Consider the following 16,860-nt stretch of genomic DNA (forward strand, 5'->3'; position numbering starts at 1 on the left):
ACATAGCGTTCATTTACTAAACGATCATTCACCAATGGAGGCAGGCATGGCAGAACAACAAAAAGTGGTGCTGGTGATCGGGGCCGGGGACGCGACCGGTGGCGCGATCGCCAAGCGCTTTGCCCGTGAGGGTTATGTCGCGTGTGTTACCCGCCGCCAGGCTGAAAAGCTGCAGCCGCTGATCGATGAGATCCGCGCTGCAGGCGGCCAGGCCCATGGCTTCGGCTCGGATGCGCGCAAGGAAGAGGAGGTTGCCGAGCTGGTCGACACCATCGAACGTGATATTGGCCCGATCGAAGCCTTTGTCTTCAATATCGGCGCCAATGTGCCATGCAGCATCCTTGAGGAGACACCGCGCAAATACTTCAAGATCTGGGAAATGGCCTGCTTCGCCGGCTTCCTCACGGCGCAAGCGGTAGCCCGGCGCATGGTCACCCGTGAGCGCGGCACCCTCCTCTTCACTGGCGCCACCGCCGGCACCCGCGGCGCTGCCGGTTTCGCGGCCTTCGCCGGGGCCAAGCATGGCCTGCGCGCCCTGGCCCAGAGCATGGCGCGGGAGCTCGGCCCGCGGAACCTCCACGTTGCCCATGTGGTGGTGGATGGTGCCATTGACACGGCGTTCATCCGCGACACGTTCCCCGAACGCTACGCGCTGAAGGATCAGGACGGCATTCTCGACCCGGCGCACATTGCCGACAGCTACTGGTTCCTGCATGCCCAGCCCCGTGATGCCTGGACCTTCGAACTGGACCTGCGCCCGTGGATGGAGCGCTGGTAAGCCTGACTGATCAAGGAGTGTGATGCATGAGCAAGACCGTGGAGTTCTACTTCGACCTGGGCAGCCCGGCCAGCTATCTGGCCTGGACTCAGCTGCCTGCCCTCTGCGCCCGGCATGGCGCGACCCTGGTGTACCGGCCAATGCTGCTTGGCGGCGTGTTCCAGGCCACCGGCAACGCTTCGCCAGCGATGATCCCTGCCAAGGGCCGCTACATGTTCACCGACCTTGGCCGTTATGCCCGCCGCTATGGCGTGCCGTTCGGTCTGCCGCCAGGGTTCCCGGTGAACACCCTGACCCTGATGCGCGGCGCCATCGGCATGCAGCTTCGAGCGTCAGCGCGGTTCGAAGCGCTGTTGACCGTACTGTTCAAGGGACTGTGGGAACACAGGCGCAACTTGAGCGATGGCTCGGCATTGGATGAAACGCTCGGCCAGGCCGGCTTCGACGCGGCGGCGTTTCATGCGCTGGCGGCGGATGGCGAAGTAAAGGCCGAGCTCAAGCGGGTGACCGAGGAGGCGGTTGCGCGGGGTGTATTCGGTGCGCCGACCTGTTTTGTCGACGGGGAGATGTTCTTCGGCCAGGATCGCCTGGATTTCGTCGAAGAAGCGCTGAGCCGTTGACGCCGGGTGGCCTCGCCGTGGGCGAGGCCAAACCTGGCTCAGAAATTGGCCGGGGTGTTGGCGCTGATGATTTCCGCCTCGTCCTGGCCAATGTTCTTGAAGCTGTGCGGCAGGGTAGTGGGGATGTAGTAGCCATCGCCCGAGTTGAGGATGCTCACCTGGCCATCGACCCACAATTCCACGGTGCCGCGGGTGACCAGGCCACATTCTTCGCCTTCGGCATGCACGATCGGCTCGCCGGAGTCGGCACCCGGTGCGTAAAGCTCGCGCAGCATGCGCATCTGCCGGGCCTCGACGCTGGCGCCGACCAGCAGCATGCGCAGACCGTTACGGCCCAGGTCCGGCTGCTCGCTGGCGCGGAACACGAAGCGCTCTTCGCGCACCGGTTCGTCGAAGCTGAAGAACTCGGCGAGGGTCATGGGGATCCCTTCGAGGAGTTTTTTCAGGGAGCTGACCGAAGGGCTGACCCGGTTCTGTTCGATCTGCGAGATCGTCGAATTGGTCAACCCGCTGCGGCGGGCCAGTTCCCGTTGGGAGAGGTTGTTGCGTTCACGCACAAGTTTGAGTCGCGTCCCCGTGTCCATAGCCGCCTTGTAATCAGAGGTGTTTAAAATAATTAGCGACGCATTAAAACACACTCTTCACGCTTGCGCGCTGTGCTTTCAGGGGCGTTGATCGCGCGGCAGCGGCCACAGCCCGACCAGCAGCAACAGCAGCGCCACCGCAAGGAACGGCAGGCGTGGGTCCAGGGCGTAGACCAGCGTTCCGGCCAGCGGGCCGATCACTGCGCCCATGCCCTGGGCTGCGCCAACCGAGCCTGCGGTGGCGCCTTGTTCCGAGGCCTGCATGGCATTGGCTGCCAGCGCGGAAAACGCCGGGAATACGAAGCCCATGCCCGCTGCGGCAACAAAGTAGCAACTCCACAGCCAGGGCGCCGTGGTGGCCAGTGCGCCGCAGGCGAAACCCACCGCCGACACACTGGCGCCGACCCGGATCATCTTCAAGGGTGGCCACTCCAGCTGGCGCAGCAGCACCTGCGACAGGATCAGCGCCACCCCGACGGTGGTCAGGGCGATGCCGGCAGCCTGGGCAGCATCGGTCGGCGCCAGCTGCAGGCGGTCGAGGGCGAAGAAACCGACGACGATCTGCGACACCGTGACGCTCAGCATGGCGCTGAACGCCACCAGCAGTGGCCGGCGCAGGCGAGGGTCGCTGAGCCGGACAGGGCTGGGCGCATGGTTTTGCGCAAGGGGCTGGGGCTTGAGCTTGAACAACAGCACCAGGAAGGCGCTGGCCGGCAGCAGCGACATGACATGGAACGGCAGGCTCAGGCTGTGCTGTGCCAGCATGGCCGCCAGCGCCGGCCCCACCACCAGGCCCACGGCATTCGCCGCGCCCAGCGACGCCATGGCCCGTGCCCGGCGCTGTGGCTCGACATGGTCGGCGATCAGCGCGTTGCAGCCTACCGGGATGGCGGCGTAGAAGGCACCGATGCAACCCCGTGCCAGCATCAGCCCGACGAACGCCAGGCCCGCCCCCGGCAGCCAGCGCAGTGCCCCTTCGACGAACAGGCACAGCAGCCAGTAGGCCAGGGTGAAGCCGGCGCTGCCCAGCAGCAGGATACGGCGGCGCCCCAGGCGGTCGGACAACCGCCCCCACGGGCGCGCCAGCAGCACCCAGACCACGCCGGCCACGGTCACCGCCGCGCCAGCTTGCCAGGTGGCCATGCCCAACAGGCGCGAGATCGGCCCGATCAGCGCGACGAAGGCCATCATCGACATGGTGCAGGCCATGTTGGCCAGCAGCAGCGGGCGCATGTCCAGGGTGCTGGCGGGTGTCAGTAACGCAGGGTCCTTTGCGACGTTCATCAGGCAGTCCAGGGCAGGTCGACAAGAAAGCTGTCGAGCTTAATGAGAATAATTGTTGTTTGTCGAGCCCGCCCGGGCAGCAGCCTGTCATTCGCTGCGCCGCACCGGGCCTGGCCACATGCTACGCAACACGCCGTCACGACGCACCAGGGCATGCATCAGCGCCGCCCCCAGATGCACCAGCACGGTGGCGAACAACAGGTAACCGGCCCAGCCATGGGCCTGGCGCAGCACGGCGTACAGCTGCAGGTCGTGCGCAGCGATAGCCGGCAGTTGCAGGGGACGTGGGTAGCCGCCCGCCGACAGCATCGCCCAGCCCAGCAGCGGCATGGCCAGCATCAGGCCGTAGAGCAGCAGATGCGAGGCACCGGCCGCAAAGCGCTGAAACGCCGGCAGGTCGGCTGGCAGTGGTGGATGTGGCAAGGTCAGGCGCAGGCCTATGCGCACGATCACCAGCAACAGCAATGCCAGGCCTGTGGCCTTGTGCAGTTCGACCAGCAGCGGGTGGCGCGGTGACAAGTCGCCGACCATGCTCACGCCGATGAACAGCATGCTGACGATCAGGATTGCCATCAGCCAGTGCACCAGGCGCGCCAAGGGGTGGAAGACTTCAGGTTTCATCGCTGTGCTCCTGCGCCGAGAGACTCGCGGCTGCGGCGGTTGAAGGATTCCGAATAAGCGGCCGAGCGGGCGGCGAGGATCGGGTCGGCGGACGGTTCGATGCCGCTGGGCAGGATCAACGGGTCGAAGTTCAGGTCACGGCAGGCGCCTTGCTCGGGGGCGTCGACCTGCTCGACCACCAGGGTGCCGGCATCGACGCTACGGCGTTCGGCCGGCCATGGGCGGGCCGGGTCGTCCTCCGCATCGCCCAGGTCGGCCAGCACCAGGCGTAAGGTCCAGCGCAGCGGCCCTTGGGCCAGGCGCTGTTGCAGGTCGTGCTGGAGGAACTGCTTGTCGTCGACCTGGCCGGGCAGGGCGGTGAATGGCGTTTGCGGTTCGAGCTGCCAGCGTACCGGGTGCGCCGTGCCGCTGGCATCAATCAGGCGGAAGGCGTTGATGCTGTGGTACTGGGTGCTGGCGAAGCTGTCGCTGGGCTTGTAGCCCGACGCCCACTGGCGGAACGCCGCGCTTTCCGGGTGGGCGGCGAAGAAGGCTTGCAGCTTCGCCGGGTCCGGCTTGCCGGTGGCCGGGTCGGGTGCACCGGCCAGTACCTGATCATAGAAGCCCTGCGGGGTGCTGACCGCCAGCACCGGTGGGTTGTTCATGCCGGTGCGCCAGATCTGGCCGTCATCGGTGCTCAGCTGGATCGCCAGGCTGCGCACCGGTACGCCGGTATCCGGGGCGAACGGGTTGGCCCCGCCGATGGCGAAGCGGCCGATCACCGGCACCCGCGCCTGGCTGAAGGCGCGTGCCGTAGACAAGGCCGCGGCCTGGCCGCTGGGCTGGAAGTAACCACTCACGCACAGGCCCTTGGCGTGGTTCTTGCGGTAGCCCGGATGGTGCCCGGCCTGGGCCTCGAAGGTGTCGATGATGCGTTGCGGCGTCAGCTGCGGCCCGCCGATCCAGCCAGCGGCATAGGCGAAGCCGGCGCCCAGCGCCAGCATCACGGCGCCGATGCCGGCCAGGCGCAGTGCCTTGGCGGGGCCTTGCAAGGGTGAGTTCATGGTCATCTTCCGGTTCAGTGAAGGTGCCGGTACGACGGGGCAGGGAAAAACTTATTCCATCGGCGGGAATAGATTTTCTCGCCAGGCGTCTGCCCCATACACTGACAACCCCAGCGCCCGGTACCTGACCATGCACGATCTGGACGAACAGCAGTGGCGTGAGCTGCTGCAGCGCCTGCGCCGCTTTGCCGTGTGGCTGACCCGCGAGCCCGGCAGCGCCGATGACCTGGTCCAGGCCACGGTCGAGCGCGCCTTGAGCCGCCGTGGCCAGCAACGCGAAGCCGAGGCCCTGCGCGCCTGGCTGTTCACCATTCTCTATCGGCTGTTTCTCGATGGTAAGCGCCGCGAGCGCTTGCATGCCCGCTGGCTGTCGTGGTTCGGCCGCAGTGCAGTGGATCACGAAGCGGTGGGCGACAATACCGAGGACATCGTCCTGGCCCAGGCCGACTTGCAGGCCTTCGCCCACCTGTCGACCGAACAGCGGGCCTTGCTGCTGCTGGTGAGCATCGAGGGGCTGAGTTACAAGGAAGCGGCCGCGGCCCTGGAAATCCCTATTGGCACGGTGATGTCGCGCCTGTCGCGCGCCCGTGCCGCGTTGCGCGAACTGACCGAGGGCAACCCCCAGCCGCCGGCCTTGCGGAGACTCAAATGACACGCCTGATCCCTGGTGAAGACGAGCTGCACGCCTACATCGATGACCGTCTGGAGCCGACGCGGCGCGCCGAGGTGCAGGCCTGGCTGGCGGCCAACCCGCAGGAAGCGGCGCGGGTCGAAGCCTGGCGCAACGATGCCCGGCGCCTGCGTGTGGCCTTGGCAGGATTTGCCGAGCAGCCTGGGGCGGCCACGCTCGACCTGCGTCAGGTGCAGCAGCGGGTGCGCCAGCGCCGGCAGCGGCGGCTGGCTTCGGCGGCGGTGTTGTTGCTGGCCATGGGGGTCGGCGGGTTGGGTGGCTGGCAGGCCCGGCAGGTGACCTTGGCCGGCAATGAGCTGCCGATGGCCGACGCAGTACAGGCCCATCGCTTGTTCGCCAGCAGCGAAGCGCTGGATATCCAGGCCAGTGACCCGGCGCAGCTGCGCGCCTGGCTGGGCCGGCATTTCAGCCGCGTGGGGCAGTTGCCGGACCTGGCGGGTTACGGCTTTCGGCCGGTGGGCGCACGGTTGCTCAGCAACGAGCAGGGGCCGGCGGCGCTGCTGGTGTTCCAGGACCGCAACGGCCAGCGCATCAGCCTGTTCCTGCGCTCACCGGGTGATCGCTATGAACGCATGCCCCAGGGGCAACGGGTCGATGGGCAGCTGGAGGCTCGGTACTGGTCGCATGGGGCGTACAACTTTGCCTTGGTCAGCGCAGCGGACGACGGGCGTGGGGCCGGGGTGGGGGAGGCGTTGCGCCTTGGGTTGTAGCGGGGGTTTAAGGCTTGAGGTTTGCGGTGGGTTTGAGATCGAGCGCCGCGCGGGCGGCGCTCGGTCTCACAGGCGACACATCCCTGACGGCATGCACCCCAGACAACTCAGCTCAATTCGAGCCAGATCGGCGCATGGTCCGAAGGCTTTTCCATGCCGCGCAGCTCATAGTCCACGCCGGCCGCCTTGATCCGCGGCACCAGAGCCTGGGAGGCCATGATCAGGTCGATGCGCAGCCCGCGCTTGGGTTCGTCCTCGAAGCCGCGGCTGCGGTAGTCGAACCAGCTGAAGCGGTCGGCCACCTCCGGGTGCAGGTGGCGGAAGCTGTCCACCAGGCCCCAGCCCTTGAGGCGTTCCATCCACTCGCGTTCTTCCGGCAGGAAGCTGCACTTGCCGGTCTTCAGCCAGCGCTTGGCGTTGTCCGGACCGATACCGATGTCGCAGTCCTGGGGCGAGATGTTCATGTCGCCCATCACCAGTACCGGCTGCTCGTTCCTGAACTGCCCTTCGAGCAGTGATTGCAAGTCGCTGTAGAAGCGCTGCTTGGCCGGGAACTTGGTGGGGTGGTCGCGGCTTTCGCCTTGCGGGAAGTAGCCGTTCATGATGGTGATCGGGTTGCCGTCGGCATCGGCGAAGGTGCCCCAGATGAAGCGGCGCTGGGCATCTTCTTCATCCGTGGCAAAACCCTTGAACAGGCTCAGCGGTGCCTGGCGCGAGAGCAGGGCGACCCCGTAGTGGCCCTTCTGGCCGTGGTAGTGCACGTGGTAGCCCAATGCCTGAATATCGGCCAAAGGGAACTGATCGTCGCTGACCTTGGTTTCCTGCAGGCCGATCACGTCCGGCTGGTGCTTTTCGATCAGCGCCGCCAGCTGGTGCGGGCGGGCCCGCAGGCCGTTGATGTTGAAACAGACGATCTTCATGGAAAGACAATCCTGGTAAAAGGCCGGATGCTAGCCGACATCGGCGTTCATCACCAGCGTGGCGGCTTGGTCCAGGCACTGCTAACGTGCTGGTTGAGGTGAACGATGCGCAGTGGAGCACCTCCAAGGCACTGACATGCCCTTTCCAGGAGGACGACCCGCCATGCTCGAAGCCACTGCCGCCCAGGCGCGTATCTGCACCCTCGATGACGGCTACAGCCGTGAGGCACGCTCGCTGCTGTACAACGCCTACCGCCACGAACCGACCTTCGCCTATATCTTCGAGGCCCAGCGCCCGGGCTACGAACGCCGGCTGCGGGTGATGGTGCGCGAGTGGGTACGCCAGCACTTCTATCTGCAACTGCCGGCCATCGGCCTGCTCCTGGAAGACCGCCTGATCGCCCTGGCCCTGATCGTGCCGCCGCAACGCCGCCTGGGTGTGGCCGACAGCTGGGCCTGGCGCTTGCGCATGCTGCTGGGTACCGGCCAGCGCTGCACCCGGCGGTACATGGATTACCAGGCGGCGCTGGCCAGTTGCCTGCCGACCGGGCAGGTGCATATGCTGCCGCTGCTGGGGGTGCATCCGCAATTTCGTGGCTGTCACTACGGCGAACAATTGTTACAAGCTGTACACGACTGGTGTGCAGAAGACCCCAATACCCAGGGCGTGGTGCTGGATTCTGGCAACGAGCATTACCTGGCCTTCTACGCGCGCCAGGGCTATGAAGAGATAGGCGAAGTGGCTGTAGGGCCAATCCGGGAAAGGGTGTTCTTTCATCCCAATCCAGTTTCATCCATGTCATCAATTGCTTGAAGTGGGCCGCCAGGCGCCTCCCTTGAGCGCCCGGCTCTGGTAGCATGCGGCGCATGACGTATTCAGGAAGATTAACCTGGGGCCTGGTTTTCTGGGCCGCCAGTGTTGCAGCATGGGGCCAGAGCGAGTTGCTGGTGAAGGTAAAACCTGCCAACAAGGCGCTCAAGGCCAATGTCGAAGGCTATATCGGTACCCTGGGCGACCGCGATGAAGAAGCGCTGCTGCGTTTCAGTCGCGGAGCCCAGGAGCAGGCGCGCAAGGCCGCGCAGGCACTTGGCTACTATCAGGCGCAGATCGACACCGAGGTCAAGCCGCCGGCCAAGGCCGATCAGCCCCCACAACTGATCATCAAGATCGACCCCGGCGAGCCGGTGCGCCTGCGCAACGTGACCGTGCGCATCGAAGGGCCGGCCAGCGAGATGACAGCCTTTCGCGTGCCTGACAGCCGGGCCCTGCGTGCGGGCGAACCGCTCAACCACGGCCTGTACGAAGATGCCAAGCGGCTGATCCAGAACCAGGCTTCGCGGTATGGCTTCTTCAGTGGCCACTTCACGCGCCAGCGCCTGGCGGTCGACCCTCAGGCCGGCGTGGCGGATATCGAGCTGGTTTACCAGAGCGGTCCGCGTTATCGCCTCGGGGCCGTGAAATTCAGTGGTGACACACCGCTGGACGAAGACCTGCTGCAGCGCATGGTCTCGTTCAAGCCCGGCACGCCCTACGACTCCGAACTGATCGCCCAACTCAACAACGACCTGCAATCGAGCGGCTATTTCGAAGGCGTGCGGGTCGATGCCGCGCCCACGGCGGCGGTAGGCGAAGACATCCCGGTGGACGTCCGCCTCGACACCCGCAAGCCCCGCACCATGGGGCTGGGCCTGGGCTTCTCGACCGACGTGGGGCCGCGTGGCAAGGCCAACTGGACACGGCACTGGGTCAACCCGCAAGGCCACAGTTATGGCTGGGAAACCGAGCTTTCGGCACCGCGGCAGAACGTCGGCTTGTGGTACGACGTGCCCCTGGACCCACCCTTGACCGACAAGCTGCGCTTCGCCGGCGGCTACCAGAACGAAGAAATCGCCGGCACCGACACCCTCAGCAAGCTGCTGACCGTCGGCCCGGAGTGGCACAGCAAGCTGGCCAGCGGCTGGCAGCGGGTGATCTCGCTCAAATACCAGCGCGAAGAGTACCGCCTGGGCGATGATTCGGGGCTGAGCAACCTGCTGATGCCAGGCGTGAGTTTTTCCTACCTGCGCAGTGACAACCGTATCGACCCGCACAACGGCTACCGCTTGCAGTTCGACACCCAGGTGGCCAAGGAAGGGCTGATGTCCGACACCAACTTGTTGCATGGCAATGTCCTGCTCAAGGGCCTGACCACCCTCGGACACAACCACCGTTTTCTCGGTCGGGTGCAGTTCGGTGGCAGTGCCACCAATGGCTACAAGAACAACATTCCGCCGTCGCTGCGCTTCTTCGCCGGTGGCGACCAGAGCGTGCGCGGCTACGACTACCAGACCCTGTCGCCGAAGAACAGCGACGGCGACCGCATCGGCGGCCGCTATCTGGTCGCGGGCAGTGTCGAGTACCAGTATTCGCTGGCCGAAAAATGGCGGGTGGCGACCTTCGTCGACCAGGGCAACGCGTTCAACACCCTGGAGCTGCCCAGCCTCAAGACCGGGGTCGGTTTCGGTGTGCGCTGGGTGTCGCCGGTCGGGCCGCTGCGCCTGGACCTGGCCAAGGCACTCGATGACGACGGTGGTATTCGCCTGCACTTCTCCATGGGGCCCGAGCTGTGATGCGTGTGTTGAAATTCATTCTGCTGGGTGTGCTCGGCAGTATGTTGCTGGTGGCTTTGGTCCTGGGTGTGTTGCTGGGAACCGAAGGTGGCAGCCGCTGGGCACTCGGCCGGGTGCCAGGGCTGACTATCGACGATTTTCAGGGCCGTCTGGCGGGCACCTGGCAGGCCAGCCATTTGAGCTGGGTCGACGGCGGCAATAATGTGCAAGTGGAGGCACCGCTACTGAGCTGGTCGCCGGCTTGCCTCCTGCGCGCCACGCTGTGCATCGACCAGTTGCAGGCCCGGCGGGTCGACATGGCCTTCGCGCCTGGCGATCAACCGGCCGAAAGTGGCCCGCTGCAGTTGCCAGCGCTGCGTTTGCCGGTGGCGATCGAGGTCGGCGAGGTAAAGGTAGGCCAGTTGCGGCTTGATGGCAGTGATCTGCTCGGCGACCTGCACCTGGCGGCGCATTGGACCGCGAGCGGCCTGCGCATCGACAGCCTGCAGCTGCAACGTGACGATTTGCACGTGCAAGTGCAGGGCGATTTGCAACCTGAGGGCGATTGGCCGGTACAACTGCAAGGCCAGGTGCAATTGCCTGCGGTTGAGGGCAAGGCTTGGCAGCTGGCGCTGAACGCAAAGGGCGAATTGCAGAAAACCCTCAACCTCGACGCCACCAGCAGCGGCTACCTTGATGCCCGCCTGAGCGGGACGGTGCAGGCCCTTGCCGAACACTTGCCGGCGAAACTGCAGATTCGCGCCGAAGCCTTCAAGCCAACGGCATCGTTGCCCGACACCTTGCAGCTCAATCAGCTCGTGCTGGATGCCCAGGGTGATCTGCTCAAGGGCTATCAACTGTCTGGCAGTGCCAGCCTGCCGGCCGAGCAGGCACCGATCGCACTGGCGCTGACCGGCAAGGTGGACGCCAAGGGCGCCAGGCTGGATGCCCTGGACCTGACGGCCAGCGACACCCAGCGCGTCAAGTTGCAGGCCAGCGTTGACTGGCAGCAGGCGTTGAAGGCCGACGCCCAGCTGGATTGGCAGGACTTTCCGTGGCTGCGCCTTTACCCGCTGGAAACACCACCGCAGGTGACCCTCAAGCGTTTCAATGCCCAGGTCCACTACCAGAATGGCAATTACCAAGGCACCTTCAACGGTGACCTCGACGGCCCTGCCGGGGCCTTTACCCTGGCCAGCCCGTTCGAAGGTGACCTGGGCCAGGTGCGCTTGCCGCAACTGGCGCTGACGGCCGGGCAGGGCAAGGCGGCTGGCAGCGTCGCGGTGCGCTTTGCCGATACCCTGGCCTGGGACGTCGACCTGCAGTTGTCGGCCCTGGACCCGGCGTACTGGCTTGCCGAGCTGCCCGGTACCCTGGCCGGGCCGCTGCGTAGCAAGGGTGAGATGAAAGGCGAGCAGCTCAGCCTGGATGCCCAGCTTGACCTCAAAGGGCGCCTGCGCGGGCAGCCGGCGGTGCTCAAGGTCGAGGCCCAAGGAGCCGGGCAGAGCTGGACGCTCGGTGCCCTGGCTGTGCAATTGGGCGATAACCGTATCAACGGTAGCGGTAGCCTGCAGCAGCGCCTGGCCGGGCGTGTCGATCTCGACCTGCCGCGGCTCGGCCAGCTGTGGCCGAGGCTGCGAGGGCAGTTGAAAGGGCGCCTGGACGTCAGCGGCACGCTTAACGCGCCGCAGGGCAACCTGACCCTGCAGGGCCAGCAATTGGCAATTGAAGAAAACCGCCTCCAGCGGCTCGACCTGGAGGCCCGCCTGGACAGCGCTCAACGGGGTGTGATCGACCTCAAGGCCAACGGCATCCGCGTGGGCGACACCGTGCTGGGTACCTTGCAGGCCAATGGCAAGGGCGACATCCGCCAACAGGCGCTGACCCTGGCGCTGGACGGCCCACAACTCAAGCTCGACCTGGGCCTGGATGGCCAGCTGAACAAAGGTGACTGGCGTGGCCGCTTGGCCAGCGGCAGGATCCAGGCCGGCGGCCAGGACTGGCAGCTGCAGGCACCCGCCCGGCTGCAACGACTGGCCAGTGGCCAAATGGATTTCGGTGCCCACTGCTGGCGCTCAGGCCAGGCCAGCCTGTGCGGCGAGGACCAGCGTCTGGCACCTGAGCCGCGTCTGCGCTATCACCTCAAGCAGTTCCCGCTGGAGAGCCTGGCGCAATGGCTGCCGAAGGACTTCGCCTGGCAGGGCATGCTCAATGCCGACGTGAACCTGGATATCCCGGCCAGCGGCCCGAAAGGCAACGTTCGAGTCGATGCCAGTGGCGGTACGTTGCGCGTTCGCGACAAAGGCCGCTGGATCGACTTCCCTTACCAGGCCCTGCGCCTGGACAGCACCCTGGCGCCACGCCGGGTCGATACGCGCCTGGATTTTCGCGGCGAGCGCTTGGGCGAACTGAGCCTGAACACGCGCCTCGATCCACTGGGCAAGGACAAGCCGCTGTCGGGCGACTTCCGCCTGGCCGGGCTGGAGCTGTCGATCGCCCGTCCGTTCGTGCCGATGGTCGAGCGCCTGGCCGGGCAGTTGAATGGCAGCGGGCGCTTGACCGGCACCTTGCTGGCGCCACAGGTCAACGGCAACCTGATGCTCAGTGGCGGTGAGGTCAGTGGCGCCGAGTTGCCGGTCAGCCTGCAGGACCTGTCGCTGCAGGCCTTGATCGCCGGCGAGCAGGTGCAGCTCAACGGCGGCTGGCGCAGCGGCGAGGCCGGCCGCGGCCAGCTCGACGGCCACCTGACCTGGGGCCAGGCCCTGGGCATGGACCTGCGCCTGCAGGGCCAGCAGCTGCCCGTGAGCGTCGAGCCCTACGCCACGCTGGAAGTCGCGCCAGACCTGAACCTGCGCCTGATCGATGACAAGCTGGCGGTGACCGGTAAAGTGCTGGTGCCCAAGGGCAAGATCGTGGTGCGCGAGTTGCCACCCTCTACCGTCAAGGTCTCGGACGACACCGTCATCGTCGGCCATCAGACCGAAGAGGGCAAACCGCCCATGGCGATGGCCATGGACATCGACGTGGTCGTGGGGCAGGACAAGCTGTCGTTCAGCGGCTTCGGCCTGACCGCCAACCTGCTGGGTCATGTGCACATCGGTGACAATATGGACACCCGTGGCGAATTGAGCCTGGCCGATGGTCGCTACCGGGCCTATGGCCAGCGCCTGACCATTCGCCGCGCACGGCTGTTGTTTGCCGGGCCGATCGACCAGCCCTATCTGGATATCGAGGCCATCCGCAAGGTCGACGATGTGATTGCCGGTATCCGCCTGAGTGGCAGTGCCGAGCAGCCGACCACCAGCGTGTTCTCGGAGCCAGCCATGAGCCAGGAGCAGGCGTTGTCCTACCTGGTGCTCGGGCGCCCACTGGGGACTACCGGCGAGGACAACAACATGCTTGCCGAAGCGGCGCTGGGCCTGGGCCTGGCAGGCAGTGCCGGGATTACCGGCAGCCTGGCATCGGGCCTGGGGATCGATGACTTCCAGCTGGACACCGAAGGCTCCGGTAACAGCACCAGTGTGGTGGCCAGTGGCAACCTGACCGAGAAGCTCAGCTTGCGCTACGGGGTCGGGGTATTCGAGCCGGCCAACACCATTGCGCTGCGATACAAACTGAGCAAGAAGGTCTATCTGGAGGCCGCCAGCGGGCTGGCAAGCTCTCTGGATATCTTCTACAAGCGAGACTTCTGAGGGGCGTCAGCGTACGGTGGCGGCCTCGATGAATTCGTTGGTTTCGCTGGGCACAGGCGCGTTGGGCTTGTGTAAAGGTGTAATCAGCTTGGTGTATTCCTCGATCAGGCGGTTGAGCGCCTCGGGCGGTTCGCTGGCATGAAACTGCATGCGGATCTGCACTTCGTCAGGGTCCCGGGCTTCGCTCTGGCGGCCCTGTGCGCCGATCGTCACCTTGAAACTGGCGGCGCTTGCCTGTTCACATTCCTCGCGTAATGTGCGCAGCCCTTCGGTGGAATTGACCCGCACCGACAGGTCTACCTGCATGCGCTCAAGGGTCAGGCCCTTGGGCGCCACCAGGGCGAACAGTGGCACGCGCAACACGTGTCTGTCGTCCATGGCGACCTCGACCATCTTGGCTTTCATGGGGCTTCCGAGTGCCCGGGTGTCGCAGTCGAAGAATTGATCAAACAGGTTGATGTACTGCTGGGCTATCAGGCTGTTGGTGGCCGCAGCGGCCTCCTGCAGGCCGCGGGTGATATCCCGCAGGTCGATCGCGGTGATGGGGGCTGGCAGGTTGTCCAAGGAAGTGGCTCCTGAGGTTGGATGAGGCCCCACTAGTCTGGGTGGGGCGACTGATCAGGCATCGAGCTGAGGGTGACCCTCAAGCATTGTTTTTGTCGTTCTCGATGGCGGGTGTGTCTTTGAGGGTATCCGCCTGGGAGATCGAGTCCGGGCTCTCCAGCGTTGAGGTCTTGACCACTGTCGGCTTGGTGGCGGCTTCGGTGAGGAAGTCGATCACCCGCATCATGGCCTCCGGCGGATCCTGGCGGCGCAGTGAGGTACTGAACGCGTAGCGTGCCCGGGTATCGGTCTTGCGCGTTTGCGTGGACTTGCTGCTGATGCTGCCCTTGACATCGAGTTTGAATGGCCCCCAGCCCAGCGAGCCGGCAATTTCGCCACTCTTGCTGGATTCGCTGAGGTCCTCGGCCATCTGGCTGATGGTCAGTTCAAATTCGACGTTACCTTCTTCGATGGTGATGTTCGGGTGGGTGATGGCTGCCAGCAGTGGCACCTTCATAGACTTGCTGACGATGCCTTTGTACGCGCCTTGTTCGTCAACGATCGTTTCGTCGTAGTCAAACTGGATGGCAACCGCCTTGCCATCTTGCACGCAGACTTGCATGAGGAAGTCTGCGTAGGATTTGCTGGCGGTGACCTGCGCCTGCACCATGGCTTGCAGCGGTGCGGCGATCATGCGGTCCATGGGCAAGGCATTGATGACCGAGCCGATGAGGCTATTGTCGATGGACATAGGCGTCTTCTCTTTTCTTCAGGGTTGGGGGTGCGGCCACGTTGGGGCCGCGGTGGTGGCCGCCAGATCAGTGCTCCTGGCGACGGATGTTGCCGATCTGTCGCAGGCTCAGCCCATACTTGTTGGCCAGCAGGCTGCGGGACAGGCCGTTGGCGCTTTCTTTCTGGATCTGCAGGTTGCGCAGCTGGCGCAGGAAATGGTCTGCCTTGGGGATTTCCAGGGCCACGCCGGCAAAGCGTTTGATCAAGGCGTCGAGCGCATCGGCCGGAAGTACGTCGGCGAGCTTGGTGCGTTCGCGATGCTTGGGGATGTACTTGGGCCTGCCGCCGTAGGCGCAGGTCAACTGGTAGGCGTTTTCAAGGCCGATGCATTCGATCAGGGCCTGCAACGAATGCGGTAACTGGCTGATGTCGATGGATGTGAGATCTGGCAGTTCCATATGAGACTCCCTCGCGGTGGATGGGGCGCGATGCCTGTGGTTGGCATGCAGGAATTCTCGATGAGCGTCGAATGCTGTCGCTAGGCGCCAAGAGGGCTGGCAGTTGTAGCTTTGGTGAGCAGGGCTTGCAGGCAACGATGTCGGGCGATGTAGGATGTTGCCCCTGCGCTGCCGTGCAGCCCCGATTTCTTGCAGGATTGCTTTTTCATCGAGTGAGTAAGTACCAGCCCCCTTTATTCGCAGGGATAACTGTTCAGGAAGCTTGCACCTGCCAGGTAGGCATGCGCTTTGTCTGACTGCTCTTGCGGCAAGCTGCGCCAGTCGATGAGCAGGCAAAGGCTGTTCAATGACTGTTTATCGAGCACGCCGATGACCTTGTCGGGAAAGGTGCGTCGATAGCGGGCGAGGGTGTTGCCCTGAGGCTCGACCTGGTCTGCCTGCGCCAACACCTGGCGAGCCAGTTCTGGCAACAGCGGCTGCGGGACGGTGAAGTAGGCATGGCCTGGCCTGGCTTGCAGGTGCCCGGCTGCGCGGGTTCTTTGCCACAGTTGTTGCCATTGGCTGTTGCCTGCATGGGCAGCCAGCTGGGCACCTAGCTCGAGCAATCGCTCAGGCGCTGTCTGGCGGGTATCCAGGGCCAGGATGGGAAGTGAAGGGGTGAACAGCATGACGAACAGTGCAAACGTGCGCATGGTGCCTCCAGCATGGATTGGGGGAGTCCAATGCTTTCAGGCTTGACGTGCCGCGCTCAGCAGGAAATTCAGCGCTGCGAGGCAACAGCGTTGTATCATTGTCGCCGCTCGTTGCGAGCAAATACCCCCGATGTTGAAGGATTTTTCGATGACACACGTGCAGCGCCTCAAATACTCGCTTCTGATCATCCTGGTGGTACTGGGCCTCATGCTGGGCCTGTCTCATCTGCAGAAGCAAGGCACGATCAGTGAACAGACCTTCCAGATGCTGGCGATTGCCATTGCTGTGGTCGTGGTGGTGATCAACGGGATCCTGCGGCGCAAGGTCAAGCCCTGACGCCTGCCGGCCGGCCGCACCAGGCCGGCCTTCAGTCAGCGCGGCAAGGGTTGTTCGAGCACGGCGCGTGCTTCGGGCTTGAGGCTGTAGCACTTGTCGCTGCCAAGGCTGATCACACCCTCCGCGCACAGCCGCTTGAGCACCTCGCGCACGCTCAGGAACGACAACGGGATGTCCAGTTGCTCCAGTTGCGCATGCACGCCGCGCACGCCAATGCTGCGCCCGCTGCGGTCCGCGCTGTACAGCGCATCGATCACCTTCAGGCGAATGAGGCTGGTACGCAGGCCGTAGCTGCGCAGCAGTTCGCGAATCTGCTCGTTGCCGGTACGCTCGTCCACGCATGCGACCGCTCCGTTGGCCGCCTTGCCCGGAATGCACCCGGTCTGCAATGAGGGTTGCGGGTTGTACATGTGAATGCTCCTTTTCGTGGACTGTCCCGAAATATGGGTGCCTCACTGATTAGGACGAATGAGAACGGCAAATCTGCAGCATCTGCCTGAAAAAATTCTGCCGGTGTTGCTTAATGACGGTTCGCGGTGCCTGTCCGCGTAAAATTTTCATCCAGC

18 protein-coding genes are annotated in these 16,860 nt (G+C 64.7%); 8 read left to right on the plus strand and 10 right to left on the minus strand.

Annotated elements, in window-relative coordinates; all coding sequences use genetic code 11:
• The first annotated feature begins 46 nt into the window (after positions 1-46).
• Together ACIPZ8_RS03360 and ACIPZ8_RS03365 are read left to right on the plus strand one after the other, a co-directional pair.
• Positions 47-778 (plus strand): SDR family oxidoreductase, encoded by a 732-nt coding sequence (locus ACIPZ8_RS03360; RefSeq protein ID WP_400719598.1) that lies wholly within the window; start codon positions 47-49, stop codon positions 776-778.
• Between the two features lie 26 nt (positions 779-804).
• Entirely contained in the window at positions 805-1,398 is a 594-nt protein-coding gene (locus tag ACIPZ8_RS03365) for a 2-hydroxychromene-2-carboxylate isomerase (protein ID WP_400719600.1), read from the plus strand.
• A 38-nt stretch (positions 1,399-1,436) separates the two neighbouring features.
• Here the strand turns inward: ACIPZ8_RS03365 and ACIPZ8_RS03370 are convergent, their stop codons facing one another.
• The 4 genes from ACIPZ8_RS03370 to ACIPZ8_RS03385 form a co-directional block, all read right to left on the minus strand.
• Positions 1,437-1,982: a cupin domain-containing protein gene (locus ACIPZ8_RS03370; protein WP_027916793.1), complete on the minus strand. Its 546-nt coding sequence runs from the start codon at positions 1,980-1,982 to the stop codon at positions 1,437-1,439.
• Positions 1,983-2,060: 78 nt separating this feature from the next.
• Positions 2,061-3,266, minus strand: coding sequence for an MFS transporter (locus ACIPZ8_RS03375; protein ID WP_400719602.1), 1,206 nt, complete (start codon positions 3,264-3,266; stop codon positions 2,061-2,063).
• 87 nt (positions 3,267-3,353) lie between these two features.
• Complete coding sequence (locus ACIPZ8_RS03380) at positions 3,354-3,887, minus strand: cytochrome b (protein ID WP_400719604.1); 534 nt, start codon at positions 3,885-3,887, stop codon at positions 3,354-3,356.
• Entirely contained in the window at positions 3,884-4,936 is a 1,053-nt protein-coding gene (locus tag ACIPZ8_RS03385) for a catalase family peroxidase (RefSeq protein WP_400719605.1), read from the minus strand. The genes ACIPZ8_RS03380 and ACIPZ8_RS03385 overlap by 4 nt, the downstream gene beginning before the upstream one ends.
• A gap of 124 nt (positions 4,937-5,060) precedes the next feature.
• Between ACIPZ8_RS03385 and ACIPZ8_RS03390 the strand changes: the two genes are divergently transcribed.
• Positions 5,061-5,582: a sigma-70 family RNA polymerase sigma factor gene (locus ACIPZ8_RS03390; RefSeq protein WP_400719607.1), complete on the plus strand. Its 522-nt coding sequence runs from the start codon at positions 5,061-5,063 to the stop codon at positions 5,580-5,582.
• A complete protein-coding gene (locus ACIPZ8_RS03395) occupies positions 5,579-6,331 on the plus strand; it encodes an anti-sigma factor family protein (protein WP_400719609.1) in 753 nt (250 codons plus the stop codon). The genes ACIPZ8_RS03390 and ACIPZ8_RS03395 overlap by 4 nt, the downstream gene beginning before the upstream one ends.
• Positions 6,332-6,438: 107 nt before the next feature.
• On the opposite strand, the gene xthA is transcribed toward ACIPZ8_RS03395, so the two are convergent.
• The gene (gene xthA, locus ACIPZ8_RS03400) at positions 6,439-7,251 is read right to left on the minus strand and encodes an exodeoxyribonuclease III (protein WP_400719610.1); all 813 of its coding nucleotides are present in this window, start codon (positions 7,249-7,251) and stop codon (positions 6,439-6,441) included.
• A gap of 163 nt (positions 7,252-7,414) precedes the next feature.
• Here xthA and ACIPZ8_RS03405 point away from each other — a divergent pair, with 163 nt between their 5' ends.
• From ACIPZ8_RS03405 to ACIPZ8_RS03415, 3 genes are read left to right on the plus strand one after another with little or no spacing between them, the layout of a single operon-like run.
• Complete coding sequence (locus tag ACIPZ8_RS03405; protein ID WP_400719612.1) at positions 7,415-8,065, plus strand: GNAT family N-acetyltransferase; 651 nt, start codon at positions 7,415-7,417, stop codon at positions 8,063-8,065.
• 53 nt (positions 8,066-8,118) lie between these two features.
• On the plus strand, positions 8,119-9,861 hold the full coding sequence (locus ACIPZ8_RS03410; protein ID WP_400719614.1) for an autotransporter assembly complex family protein: 1,743 nt from the start codon (positions 8,119-8,121) through the stop codon (positions 9,859-9,861).
• Positions 9,858-13,532 (plus strand): translocation/assembly module TamB domain-containing protein, encoded by a 3,675-nt coding sequence (locus ACIPZ8_RS03415; protein WP_400719616.1) that lies wholly within the window; start codon positions 9,858-9,860, stop codon positions 13,530-13,532. The genes ACIPZ8_RS03410 and ACIPZ8_RS03415 overlap by 4 nt, the downstream gene beginning before the upstream one ends.
• A gap of 6 nt (positions 13,533-13,538) precedes the next feature.
• Here ACIPZ8_RS03415 and ACIPZ8_RS03420 read toward each other — a convergent pair whose 3' ends face one another.
• The 4 genes from ACIPZ8_RS03420 to ACIPZ8_RS03435 form a co-directional block, all read right to left on the minus strand.
• Entirely contained in the window at positions 13,539-14,096 is a 558-nt protein-coding gene (locus tag ACIPZ8_RS03420) for a DUF2589 domain-containing protein (RefSeq protein ID WP_400719618.1), read from the minus strand.
• 79 nt (positions 14,097-14,175) lie between these two features.
• Positions 14,176-14,826, minus strand: a complete 651-nt coding sequence (locus ACIPZ8_RS03425; RefSeq protein ID WP_400719620.1) for a DUF2589 domain-containing protein — start codon at positions 14,824-14,826, stop codon at positions 14,176-14,178.
• 67 nt (positions 14,827-14,893) lie between these two features.
• The gene (locus ACIPZ8_RS03430; RefSeq protein ID WP_400719622.1) at positions 14,894-15,265 is read right to left on the minus strand and encodes a Mor transcription activator family protein; all 372 of its coding nucleotides are present in this window, start codon (positions 15,263-15,265) and stop codon (positions 14,894-14,896) included.
• A 233-nt stretch (positions 15,266-15,498) separates the two neighbouring features.
• Positions 15,499-15,957: a hypothetical protein gene (locus ACIPZ8_RS03435; protein WP_400719624.1), complete on the minus strand. Its 459-nt coding sequence runs from the start codon at positions 15,955-15,957 to the stop codon at positions 15,499-15,501.
• 148 nt (positions 15,958-16,105) lie between these two features.
• Between ACIPZ8_RS03435 and ACIPZ8_RS03440 the strand changes: the two genes are divergently transcribed.
• On the plus strand, positions 16,106-16,294 hold the full coding sequence (locus ACIPZ8_RS03440; RefSeq protein ID WP_003248064.1) for a hypothetical protein: 189 nt from the start codon (positions 16,106-16,108) through the stop codon (positions 16,292-16,294).
• A gap of 35 nt (positions 16,295-16,329) precedes the next feature.
• Here the strand turns inward: ACIPZ8_RS03440 and ACIPZ8_RS03445 are convergent, their stop codons facing one another.
• On the minus strand, positions 16,330-16,704 hold the full coding sequence (locus tag ACIPZ8_RS03445; protein ID WP_400719626.1) for a fe2+ zn2+ uptake regulation protein: 375 nt from the start codon (positions 16,702-16,704) through the stop codon (positions 16,330-16,332).
• Positions 16,705-16,860: the final 156 nt, after the last annotated feature.

The sequence above is a fragment of the Pseudomonas sp. NPDC089422 genome, assembly GCF_044749405.1.
Taxonomy (GTDB): Bacteria; Pseudomonadota; Gammaproteobacteria; order Pseudomonadales; family Pseudomonadaceae; genus Aquipseudomonas.

Bases quoted from the DNA above. Each gene is read 5' to 3' on its own strand.
- ACIPZ8_RS03365 (WP_400719600.1), top strand. From the start codon at position 805: ATGAGCAAGACCGTGGAGTTCTACTTCGACCTGGGCAGCCCGGCCAGC.
- ACIPZ8_RS03385 (WP_400719605.1), bottom strand. From the start codon at position 4,936: ATGACCATGAACTCACCCTTGCAAGGCCCCGCCAAGGCACTGCGCCTG.
- xthA (WP_400719610.1), bottom strand. From the start codon at position 7,251: ATGAAGATCGTCTGTTTCAACATCAACGGCCTGCGGGCCCGCCCGCAC.
- ACIPZ8_RS03360 (WP_400719598.1), top strand. From the start codon at position 47: ATGGCAGAACAACAAAAAGTGGTGCTGGTGATCGGGGCCGGGGACGCG.
- ACIPZ8_RS03370 (WP_027916793.1), bottom strand. From the start codon at position 1,982: ATGGACACGGGGACGCGACTCAAACTTGTGCGTGAACGCAACAACCTC.
- ACIPZ8_RS03380 (WP_400719604.1), bottom strand. From the start codon at position 3,887: ATGAAACCTGAAGTCTTCCACCCCTTGGCGCGCCTGGTGCACTGGCTG.
- ACIPZ8_RS03375 (WP_400719602.1), bottom strand. From the start codon at position 3,266: ATGAACGTCGCAAAGGACCCTGCGTTACTGACACCCGCCAGCACCCTG.
- ACIPZ8_RS03405 (WP_400719612.1), top strand. From the start codon at position 7,415: ATGCTCGAAGCCACTGCCGCCCAGGCGCGTATCTGCACCCTCGATGAC.
- ACIPZ8_RS03430 (WP_400719622.1), bottom strand. From the start codon at position 15,265: ATGGAACTGCCAGATCTCACATCCATCGACATCAGCCAGTTACCGCAT.
- ACIPZ8_RS03435 (WP_400719624.1), bottom strand. From the start codon at position 15,957: ATGCGCACGTTTGCACTGTTCGTCATGCTGTTCACCCCTTCACTTCCC.
- ACIPZ8_RS03425 (WP_400719620.1), bottom strand. From the start codon at position 14,826: ATGTCCATCGACAATAGCCTCATCGGCTCGGTCATCAATGCCTTGCCC.
- ACIPZ8_RS03440 (WP_003248064.1), top strand. From the start codon at position 16,106: ATGACACACGTGCAGCGCCTCAAATACTCGCTTCTGATCATCCTGGTG.
- ACIPZ8_RS03445 (WP_400719626.1), bottom strand. From the start codon at position 16,704: ATGTACAACCCGCAACCCTCATTGCAGACCGGGTGCATTCCGGGCAAG.
- ACIPZ8_RS03410 (WP_400719614.1), top strand. From the start codon at position 8,119: ATGACGTATTCAGGAAGATTAACCTGGGGCCTGGTTTTCTGGGCCGCC.
- ACIPZ8_RS03395 (WP_400719609.1), top strand. From the start codon at position 5,579: ATGACACGCCTGATCCCTGGTGAAGACGAGCTGCACGCCTACATCGAT.
- ACIPZ8_RS03390 (WP_400719607.1), top strand. From the start codon at position 5,061: ATGCACGATCTGGACGAACAGCAGTGGCGTGAGCTGCTGCAGCGCCTG.